Here is an 8,071-nt window from a genome sequence, read left to right as displayed (position 1 = left end):
GGCGCGCCGCGCGGCGGACCGCCGGGCGGGGGGCCGCCGTAGGGCGGCCGCGCGGGCGGCGGACCGTACGGGGGTTGCCCCTGTCGTCCGGCCGGAGGGGGGTAATGACCAGCCATAGGGCAGAACTATACGGGCGGGACCGCTACCATTTGCCGCCATGTTGGGTCGCCTGCGGCCATTGGTCGCCTCCCTGCCGCTCGCCGCCGTTCTGTCCGCCGCGCTCGCGCTTCCAGCGCACGCCGCGGGCGGCCGGTACGAGCCGGCGCGGCACCTGTCCGCCGAGGTCAGCGCCGCCGGTGCGGCCGTCGCCGTGCCGGGTGGCGCGCTCGGTCGGCGGGTCTCGGACCGCGTCGTCAGGGACGAGGCGGCGATCACCCTCGGGAAGGGCGGCGTCGCGCACGTCCGTGAGACGATCGTCTACCAGTTCACCAGCCCCGGGTTCGAGCGGACCTTCACGACGCGGACGCACGCCAGCGTCACCGAGGACCGCGTCTGGAAGATCGAGAACGTCCGGGCGTCCAGCCCCGACGGCGGCCCGACCCGGACGTCGGTCTCGTCGTCCGGGACGACCACGGTCGTGAAGCTGACCGGTGGCGCGGCGACCGGGCAGCACACCGTGCTGCTCCAGTACGACGTGCGCGGCGCGGTCGCCCAGCAGAAGCAGACCGAGGAGTTCCGCTGGACGGCGGTCGGCGGCTGGAAGGTGCCGGTCGCGCAGGCGCGCGCCACCGTGGACACGCCCGCCATGGTCCAGAACATCAACTGCTTCGCGGGCGCGCTCGACAGTACGATCGGCTGCACGCAGTTCTATACGAACCACACGCACACCCAGGGCGTGTTCAGCCAGAGCCAGATGCTCCCGGACGACAACCTCACCGTCGTCGTCGGGCTCCCCGCGGGGGCGAGCGGCGGCAAGGCCGTCTTCGAGCGGCGGCACACCGCCGCGACCGCGTTCTCGGTGAACGGCGTGACCGCGTCCGCGCTGGGCGCGCTGCTCCTGCTGCTGGTCGGCGGCGTCATCGTGCTCTACATGCTGCGCGGGCGGGACGCCCGGGTGGTGGGCAAGCGGGCCGCCGAGGGCGACCAGGCGCACGTCACCGGCGAGCACTTCGAGCCGCCGAACGGCGTGCGGCCCGGCCAGGTCGGCACGCTGATCGACGAGCAGGCGGACGTGATCGACGTGACCGCCACCATCGTGGACCTCGCCGTCCGCGGCCACCTGCTGATCGAGGAGGACGACCGGGGCACGACCGGGCGCCTCGACTGGACCCTGCGCCGCCTGCAGCGCCCCGGCGGCGACGCCGACCTGCTGCGCTACGAGCGGATCCTGCTCGGCGCGCTGTTCGACGGCCGCGACGCGGTCAAGCTGTCCGCGCTCGGCGGGACGTTCGCGACCCAGCTCCAGCGCGTCCGGTCCGCGATGTACGACGACGTGGTGGAGCAGGGCTGGTTCGCGCGCCGCCCCGACACCGTCCGGTCCCGCTGGACGATCGCGGGCATGGCGCTGACCGGGCTCGGCGTCATCGCCACCGTCGTCCTCGCCGTCACCACCGACCTGGCGCTGGTCGGCCTCGCGGTGATCGTCGCGGGCGCGGCGCTCGCCTACGGCGGCCAGTACATGCCGGCCAAGACCGCGCGCGGCGCGACCGTCCTCGCGCACACCATCGGGTTCCGGGCGTTCCTGGAGCGGGGCGCCCTGCCGGAGACGGACATGCCGTCCCAGCAGCGCATCGCCCTGTTCTCCCGGTTCCTGCCGTACGCGGTCGTCTTCGACGTCGTGGACCGCTGGGCCCGGACCGTCGAGGACGCGGGCGTGCGGGCGGAGGGCGCCGACAACCTCTACTGGTACGAGGGACCGGCCGAGTGGGACCTGTCCCGGTTCGCCGAGTCCATGCGCACCTTCACCCTCGCCACCTCGGGGTCGATCTCCCAGTCGCGCGGCATGTGACCACCCGGTGCGGACCGTCCGGCCCAGGTCGGCGGTCCGCGCCGGAAGGGCCGGGCCGGGCGGGCTGCGCGGGTGGGCTTCGCGAGTGGGCTTCGCGGGCGGCGAGGATTGAACCGCGCTCCCCGGGTAGGGGCCGGGTGAGGAGGTGCCACCTGTGCTAGCCACCGTCATCACCGCAAACGGCCACCATGTGGGGAACAACTACTGGGTCATCCTGGGCCCGATCGTCATCGCGCTGGCGCTCGTCATCTGGCTCTTGCTGACCCGGCACGCTTCGGCCAAACGGGTCGACCCGGACAAGCGCACCGGTGAGACCGCGAACCGCGGCCCGGTGAAGGGCGGCGTGATCGAGGGCAGCCCGTCGCAGCGGACGCGCCGGGACGCCGCCGTCCCCGAGGACTACGAGCACCGCGGGAAGAAGTAGCGCGGGCGGCACGCCCGTGCCGTGGTGACCGGAGCCGACCGACCAGCCGAGCCGACCGACCAGCCGAAAGGCCGCCTGTACGGCGGGGGTAAGATGTCTGACATCTGACCTCTGGAGGCGGTATGGCCCTGAATCCGGTACCCACCGGCTCGACCGTGGACGCCGTCCTGGACCAGCTCCAGTCGGAGATCACCGGCGGCGGCTGGCAGGTCGGCGAGCGCCTGCCCGGCGAGCACCGGCTCGCGGACGAGCTCGGGGTGAGCCGTCCGGCCGTCCGGGAGGCGATCCGCGCCCTCACCCACATCGGCGTGCTGGAGGTGCGCCGGGGCGACGGCACGTACGTGCGCAGCCGCGTCGACCCGCGGCCGATGCTGACCGGCGTGGCCCGCTCGACGCTGATCGACGTGTTCGAGGTGCAGCTCGCCTACGATGTGCAGGCCGCCCGGCTCGCCGCGCGCCGCCGCACCGCGGACGACCTCGCCCGCCTGGAGGACCTGCTCGCCGCGCGCGGCGCCGCCGCCGACGAGCGCGAGTTCGGCGAGGCCGACGCCCGCTTCCACCTCGGCGTCGTCGAGGCCGGGAAGAACCCGCTGCTGGTGGAGGCGTACCGGTACTTCGCCGGCCGGCTCGGCGAGGCGATCGCCGCCCTGCGCGCCGACGTCGCCGTCGCCGAGGCCCCGCAGGAGGCGCACCGCGCCGTGCTGGACGCCGTCGCCGCCCGCGATCCCGAGGCGGCCGAGCGCGCCGCCCGGACGATCATCGAACCCACCCTGGCCACGCTGGACGCGCTGGTCGGCCGCCCCACCCCCCAGGAGCCCCAGTGACGCTTCGTGACACCTCCGGCTCCGTGACGCCGGCCGCCACTCCCCCGACGCCCCCGCGCGACGCCCGCACCCCCGCCGACGACGGCACGCGGGGACGCCAGGCCGGGTCGCTCGCCGGGCTGCTGCTGATCGTCCTGGTGGCGGTCAACCTGCGGCCCGCCCTCACCGCGGTCGGCCCCCTGGTCGGTGAGATCCGCGACGACCTGCACCTGTCGGGGACGGCGGCGGGCGCGCTGACCACGCTTCCGCTGATGTTCCTCGGCTCGTACGGGCTGCTGGCGGCGTTCCTGCGCCGTCCGCCGCGTCCGGAGGCGCTGCCGGTCGCGGCGATGGTCGCGCTCACCGCGGCGATCGGCCTGCGGATGATCCCGGTCACTCCGGCGCTGTTCGCCGGGTCCTTGGTCGCCGGGATGGCGATCAGCATCGGCAACATCGCGGTGCCGGGGATCATCAAGCGCGACCACCCGCAGCGGATCGCCCTGGTCACCGCGCTCTACACCGTCGCGCTGAGCGGCGGCGCGGCGCTCGGGTCGGGGCTCGCCGTCCCGATGCAGCACGCCACCGGCGGGAGCTGGCGCGGGCCGCTGACGCTGCTGGCCGTCCCGTCCGCGCTGGCCGCGCTGTTCTGGCTGCCCCGGTTGCTGCGGGTGCGGCGGGCCGCGGCGGCGGCCGAGACCGGTGCGGCGGCGTCCGATGCCGTGGCCCCCGTGTCGCACCGGGACGTCGCGCGCAAGGTGTGGCGCTCGCGGCTGGCCTGGCAGATCACACTGTTCTTCGGCCTCCAGTCGTCGCTGGCGTACGTGATGTTCGCCTGGCTGCCGACGCTGCTGACCGACCGCGGGCTCTCGGAGAGCAGCGCGGGGTTCGTCACCGCCGCGTCCAGCCTGATCCAGATCATCGGGAACATGTGCCTGCCGCTGCTGACCGCGCGGCTGCGCGACCAGCGGCCGATCGCGGTGCTCGTCGGGGTGCTGTCGGCGGCCGGGTTCGCCGGGCTGGCCTGGGCGCCGATGGGCGGGATGTGGCTGTTCGTCGTGGTGCTCGGACTCGGCCAGGGGGCGTCCTTCGCGCTCGCCCTGTCCATGATCGGCCTGCGCTCCCCGGACGCCGCGACCGCCGCCCAGCTGTCCGGGATGGTGCAGGGCCTCGGCTACGTGATCTCGGCGTTCGGGCCGCTGCTGATCGGCGCGCTGCGGGACGCCACGTCCGGCTGGACGGTCCCGATGGCGCTGGTCGTCGCGATCGCGCTGGCGGAGACGGTCCCGGGTCTCGGCGCGGGCCGGGCCCGCGTCATGGACTGACCGGAGGTTCGGAGGCGCGGCCTGGAACGGTCCAGAGCCGCGCCTCCACCCGTCCGCCGGGCTGGAGGACGCCTCGCCCGGTCAGAAGACGCCTCGGGCGCTCAGAGGACGCCGCATGCGGTCAGTCGCCTCGGACGGTCAGAAGACGCCAGGTCAGAAGACGCCTCGGACGGCGCGGATCTCGCCCACGACGGCCTCGCCGCCGTACAGCGGGACGGTCGCCAGCTCGTCCAGCACCGCCGGATCGGCGGGCTCGACGCCGAGGGAGCGCAGCAGGGCCACGGTCACCGGGGTCCGGGCCCGCATCGCGCCGTCGTCGATCTTGATGGCGCCGGCCCGGCCGTCCGCGAACGCGAACGCGTCCACGCCCTCGGCGCCGCACTTGACCAGCAGGCCGGGGACGGCCTCCATCAGGCGGCGCTCCTCGCGCCGGGTCCCGGACGTCCACGCGGGGAACGCGCGCATCGCGTCGGCGACCTTGCGCTCCGGCGTCCCCGGCTCGGCCGTCACCAGCGCCCGGAACGCCCGCGCGACCCCGGTCGCCGACACCGCGAACAGCGGCGCGCCGCAGCCGTCCACGCCGACCGCCGCGACCTTCTCCCCCGCCAGCGCCTCGACCGCCTCGCGCGAGGCGACCTGGAGCGGGTGCGCCGGGTCGAGGTAGTCGGCGGTGGACCACCCGGCGGCCACGCACGTCGCGAGCATCGCGGCGTGCTTGCCGGAGCAGTTCATCCGCAGCCGCGTCCGGTCCTCGCCGCGCCGCGCCACGTCCAGCGCGACCTCCTGGTCCAGCGGCCACTGCTCCGGGCACCGCAGCGCCTCGGCCGACAGCCCCACGGACGCCAGGATCCGCTCCGCGCCCTCGACGTGGAAGTCCTCGCCCGAGTGGCTGCCCGACGCGATCGCCAGCAGCTCGCCGTCGAGCTCCAGGCCCGACCGGACCATCGCCACCGCCTGCATCGGCTTGTTCGCCGAGCGCGGGAAGATCGGCTCGTCCGGGAACCCGGCGCGGACGGCCGTCGTCCCGTCCGCCGCGAGCCCCACGGCGCTGCCCCGGTGGCGCGACTCCACGAACCCGGAACGTTCCACCTCGACCAGGACAGGCGTGGACACCGTTGTCACAGCAACCCCCCACTCATTCCGACGCTTTCCACCCGTTCCTACCCGAACGGCCCTGGTGCACCGACCCCCGCCCCCCCGGCCTGCGGGCAGGCGGACGCGGCGGTCGGCCGCCCTCCGGTCAGGGAGTCCGGGGGCGCGCCGACCGCTCCGGGCCCGATCCCTACTTGCCGCCCTTGCCGACGCCCAGGAGGACGCGCGCGTCGGCGGCGCTCATCGGCGGACGCTGCGCGAGACCGGCCAGCTCGGCGGCCCGCTGCACCAGTTCGACGTTCGCGGTGACCGGACGGCCCTTGGCGAAGGTGAGCGTGTCCTCCATGCCGACCCGCAGGTGGCCGCCCGCCGACAGGGCCGCGAACATGACCGGCAGGGACGTCCGGCCGACGCCCGTGGCCGACCAGGTCGCGCCCTCCGGCAGCGCCTGGACCGCCGCGACCAGCGTCCGCGCGTCCCCCGGCATCCCGCCCGGGACGCCCATCACCAGGTCGCAGTGGACGTGCCCGCCGGACGGCGGACCGTACTTGTCCAGCAGCCGGTGCAGCGCCGCGACGTGGCCGAGGTCGAACAGCTCGAACTCCGGGACCACGCCCTGCGCCTGGGTGCGCTGGTACAGCTCGGCCATGAACGGCCAGGGGTTCATGAACACGTCGTCGCCGAAGTTGACCGTCCCGCAGGTCAGCGAGCAGCCGTCCGGCTCGGCGTCCAGCACCCGCAGCCGGTCCTCGTACGGATCGGTGACCGCGCCGCCGGTGGACAGCTGGACGATCAGTCCCGTGCTCTCCCGCAGCGCCTGGACGGTGTCGCGCAGCCGCGCGAGGTCCAGGGTCGGCCGCGCGTCGTCGTCGCGGATGTGCACGTGGATGACGGCGGCTCCGGCCGCCTCGCATTCCTTGGCCGTCTGTACCAGCTCGTCCAGGGTGACGGGCAGGGCCGGGACGTCGGCCTTGGCCGACTCCGCCCCCGTCGGGGCCACCGTGATGAGCGTCGTTGCTCCCATGCAGGCAGAATGTCGTGTCATGCGTGCGGTAGTCCAGAGGGTGAGCAGGGCGAGCGTGACCGTGGCGGGTCGCGTCGTGGGGGCGATCGACGGGCCGGGCCTGATGGTCCTGGTCGGCGTCACCCACGACGACACGCCCGAGAAGGCGGCCAAGCTCGCCGCGAAGCTGTGGGGCCTGCGGATCCTGCACGACGAGAGGTCCTGCTCCGACATCGGGGCGCCGCTGCTGGTCGTGAGCCAGTTCACCCTCTACGGCGACGCCCGCAAGGGCCGCCGCCCCACCTGGACCGCCGCCGCCCCCGGCCCGGTCGCCGAACCCCTGGTGGACGCCGTCGTCGCCGAACTGCGGGCGCTGGGCGCGAAGGTCGAGACCGGCGAGTTCGGCGCGGACATGCAGGTGGACCTGGTCAACGACGGACCGATCACCGTCATCCTGGAGTACTGAGCCGTCCTGGAGTACTGAGCCGTTCCCGAAGTGGCGGGGGCTCAGCCGGCGATGCCGTAGAGCGTCCCGGCGACCGCGACGAGCGTCCCGATCCCGGCGAGGGCCAGGCACACCTGGTCCGCCTGGGCGAGCCGGGAGCGGACGTCCGAGGAGTGCACGACCCCCCGCTCGTTCCGTCCGGCCTCCGGGGAGGGCGGCCGACCGTCGTGCGCGTCCCGGACGTCACGGGCGTCCCGCGCCGGACGCCGCATCCCGAGCAGCCGCCGGACGCCCTCGGTCTTGTACGCCTGGTGCTCCGGCCCGCACGCGAAGAGCCTGCCCCGCACCGGCTCCCGGCACGGGTAGCCCTGCTCGGCCATCACCCGGCACACGGTCGGGATCAGCAGGAACTCGTACAGGCACCACCCGGCCAGTCCGAGCAGCGCGAGCCGCCACGACCCGGCGAACCAGGCCAGCAGCATCCACACCGTGAACCCCGCCCACCAGAGGGCGGGCTGCTCCCGGCGCGTCCGGCGCCGGGTCCGGCGGACGGCGTGCGGCGGTCGCCCGGCCGCCTGCTCCCGCGTCCCGCCGCCCGCCTGCTCCCCGGCCCCGGCCACCGGCTGCTCCGACGCCGTCTCGGCGGCCCGGAACGAAGGCCGGTCACCGCCCCGCACGGACGGATCGTCGGCGTCCTGGTAAGGCACGGCCCCGCCGACGTCGTCCGCTGCCCGGTAGGACGCGTGGCCGCCCACGTCGTCGGAGGCCTGGTAGGGCGCGGTGCCGCCGACGTCGTCCGCGGGCCGGTCCCAGGCGGTCCGGTCGGCTTCGGGGGGCCAGGCCGGGGGCTCCTCCGCCGGTTCGTACGGCGGCTCGTCCACCGGACGGTGCGGTGGCTCGTGCCCGCGTGCCTCGGCGTCACCGCGCGGCGGCGGGACCATCGTCGGCCCGGACGACGGCAGCGGCTCGGGCGGCGGGGGCTGCTGCGGTGGGGGCTCGGCGGCGCCGGCGACCCAGCGGTCGCCGTGCTCGGC

Annotated in this window: 8 protein-coding genes; 5 read left to right on the top strand and 3 right to left on the bottom strand. The window is 75.0% G+C overall.

Annotation, left to right across the window (positions count from 1 at the left end):
• The first annotated feature begins 157 nt into the window (after positions 1–157).
• The 4 genes from DZF91_RS32130 to DZF91_RS32115 all read left to right on the top strand — a co-directional run bounded on the left by DZF91_RS32130 (position 158) and on the right by DZF91_RS32115 (position 4,497).
• A complete protein-coding gene (locus DZF91_RS32130; protein ID WP_117360816.1) occupies positions 158–1,948 on the top strand; it encodes a DUF2207 domain-containing protein in 1,791 nt (596 codons plus the stop codon).
• Between the two features lie 154 nt (positions 1,949–2,102).
• A complete protein-coding gene (locus tag DZF91_RS32125) occupies positions 2,103–2,372 on the top strand; it encodes a hypothetical protein (protein ID WP_117360815.1) in 270 nt (89 codons plus the stop codon).
• Between the two features lie 122 nt (positions 2,373–2,494).
• A complete protein-coding gene (locus DZF91_RS32120) occupies positions 2,495–3,196 on the top strand; it encodes a FadR/GntR family transcriptional regulator (RefSeq protein WP_117360814.1) in 702 nt (233 codons plus the stop codon).
• Complete coding sequence (locus tag DZF91_RS32115) at positions 3,193–4,497, top strand: CynX/NimT family MFS transporter (RefSeq protein ID WP_235834717.1); 1,305 nt, start codon at positions 3,193–3,195, stop codon at positions 4,495–4,497. Before DZF91_RS32120 ends, DZF91_RS32115 begins: the two co-directional genes overlap by 4 nt.
• A 153-nt stretch (positions 4,498–4,650) precedes the next feature.
• Here the strand turns inward: DZF91_RS32115 and DZF91_RS32110 are convergent, their stop codons facing one another.
• Together DZF91_RS32110 and DZF91_RS32105 are read right to left on the bottom strand one after the other, a co-directional pair.
• Complete coding sequence (locus DZF91_RS32110) at positions 4,651–5,610, bottom strand: asparaginase (RefSeq protein WP_199487042.1); 960 nt, start codon at positions 5,608–5,610, stop codon at positions 4,651–4,653.
• A gap of 169 nt (positions 5,611–5,779) precedes the next feature.
• A complete protein-coding gene (locus tag DZF91_RS32105) occupies positions 5,780–6,613 on the bottom strand; it encodes a BKACE family enzyme (protein WP_117360812.1) in 834 nt (277 codons plus the stop codon).
• A gap of 19 nt (positions 6,614–6,632) precedes the next feature.
• Between DZF91_RS32105 and dtd the strand changes: the two genes are divergently transcribed.
• A complete protein-coding gene (gene dtd, locus DZF91_RS32100; protein ID WP_117360811.1) occupies positions 6,633–7,058 on the top strand; it encodes a D-aminoacyl-tRNA deacylase in 426 nt (141 codons plus the stop codon).
• A 41-nt stretch (positions 7,059–7,099) separates the two neighbouring features.
• On the opposite strand, the gene DZF91_RS41400 is transcribed toward dtd, so the two are convergent.
• Positions 7,100–8,071 (bottom strand): hypothetical protein (locus DZF91_RS41400; RefSeq protein ID WP_199487041.1); only part of this gene is annotated, 972 nt, incomplete at its 5' end.

It is taken from the genome of Actinomadura logoneensis (assembly GCF_003428695.1).
Classification (GTDB): Bacteria; Actinomycetota; Actinomycetes; order Streptosporangiales; family Streptosporangiaceae; genus Spirillospora; species Spirillospora logoneensis.
Note: the sequence above shows the minus strand (reverse complement) of the source record. Positions and strands in the feature narration are given on the sequence as shown.